This window comes from Streptomyces sp. NPDC060198, from assembly GCF_042728415.1.
Classification (GTDB): domain Bacteria; phylum Actinomycetota; class Actinomycetes; order Streptomycetales; family Streptomycetaceae; genus Streptomyces.
This window is the reverse complement of the sequence record NZ_JBHWZJ010000667.1, coordinates 1-1,556: the sequence shown is the minus strand read 5'-3', so window position 1 is coordinate 1,556 and position 1,556 is coordinate 1. Positions and strand designations below refer to the sequence as shown.

The 1,556-nt window shown below is 73.3% G+C and carries 2 protein-coding genes; one reads left to right on the top strand and one right to left on the bottom strand.

What is annotated here, in order from left to right:
* Positions 1 to 42 precede the first annotated feature (42 nt).
* Complete coding sequence (locus ACFWEP_RS34590; RefSeq protein ID WP_387376260.1) at positions 43 to 336, bottom strand: hypothetical protein; 294 nt, start codon at positions 334 to 336, stop codon at positions 43 to 45.
* A 508-nt stretch (positions 337 to 844) separates the two neighbouring features.
* Between ACFWEP_RS34590 and ACFWEP_RS34585 the strand changes: the two genes are divergently transcribed.
* Positions 845 to 1,504, top strand: a complete 660-nt coding sequence (locus tag ACFWEP_RS34585) for a winged helix-turn-helix domain-containing protein (RefSeq protein WP_387376258.1) — start codon at positions 845 to 847, stop codon at positions 1,502 to 1,504.
* Positions 1,505 to 1,556: the final 52 nt, after the last annotated feature.

Genomic DNA, 1,556 nt, shown 5'->3' with positions numbered 1-1,556 from the left:
GGAAATCCGGCGGGCGCCTCTCGTCGTACGGGCGGGGACGTCTCACGCGGACGGCAGCGCGCCGTACCCGTCCAGGTGAAGTCTCAGGGCGCAGCTGTCTTCGGCCTCGACGTGGACCGGCCGGCCCCAGTACGCGCCGAGCCGGTGCGCCACGTCGACGAGCCGGCGGCGTTCTTCCGGGGAATGGGCGGGGAAGCGGACCCAGCCGCGTTCGGCGATGACGGTGCCGAGTTCGTTGAAGAGGGTGATCCGGGCGCGCCGCTCCTCGTCCTCGGTCAGCGGGGTCGGGTCGCCCTCCGCGGGCCGCACGCGGACGTTGTACAGGTCTCGGATCACCGGATGCTCATCCCTCGCCGGGCGCGGGCCGTCGTCTGCGCGCTCTGCGGGCAGGCTATCGGCCGAGGTCGCGGCAGCGCTCCGGGAGGCCCGGCTGGAAGTGGAAGGGGACGGCGATCCCTCGAAGGCCGTCGACGTACCCGTGCCGGACCGGCGGAAGCGGCTGGTGGGCCGAGAGGCGGGTAGGGCCAGCTCAGAGCGGGTGGGAGGGGCGCCCGGGGGCGGCGTGGGGGGCGCGTCACGCAAAGGGTCCGTATCGACGGGTGAGAGGAGGCTCCTGCCGCGCCGCATTCTCTGCTTCAATGGGCCCATGGCCGGCTTCCAGTACACCTCATCGGGTCGCAGCGACCTTGAGCCGTTCTGGCCTTCCCGTCAGCACCACGACTTCGACCGGGTGTGTTGCCGCGCGAGGAACGCGCAGGCCCTCTAAAGCCGCTCACCCCGGTCTTCGGCCCGCGCGCACGACGTACGTCCCTCGACGACTCCTCGCGCGAAAGAGCTGACCCTCATGGCGAACGCCCGTACTTTCTCCGCCTCCGCCGCCACCGCGGCATCGGCGGCCCCCGCTGCGGCCACCACCACCGCCCGCACTCTCACCCCCAACCGCCGGCTCCGTGCGGTCGACCGCGACGACGTCGTCCGGCTCACCGACATGGCCGACCTGCTGCCGCCGGGAGCCACGTGGCTGCCCGCGCCCCAGCATTCCCTGCCCACCCTTCCGGGACGGCCGCCGATGATCGGCTACCTCGTCCTCGTGCCGGCCGACCAGCAGGCCGCCCTCGCCGGAGCGTTCACCGACGCCCAGCCCTTCGCCGCCGGACCGCTCCCGCAGGGCGTGCTCGCCCCGCAGGCCGTGGTGCGCGAGGCTCCCGCGGCTCCCGCGCCGGACGGTCCGGTGGTCATCGACTCCACCCGGCGCATCGCGACCGTGGACGGCGTGGCGCTCGACCTCACCTACCTGGAGTTCGAGCTCCTCGCCCACCTGGTCGCGCACCCCCACCGGGTGCACACCCGGGACCAGTTGGTGACGACCGTCTGGGGCTACGGTCACGTCGGCGACGGCCGCACGGTCGACGTCCACGTCGCCCGGCTGCGCCGCAAGCTGGGCACCCAGCACCGCCACTCGATCCAGACCGTCCGCCGGGTGGGTTACAAGTACGCCCCCTGACAGACCTGTTGAGCGGAACGGGCCCCGTGCCCGCGGTCTCCCCACCGCGGGC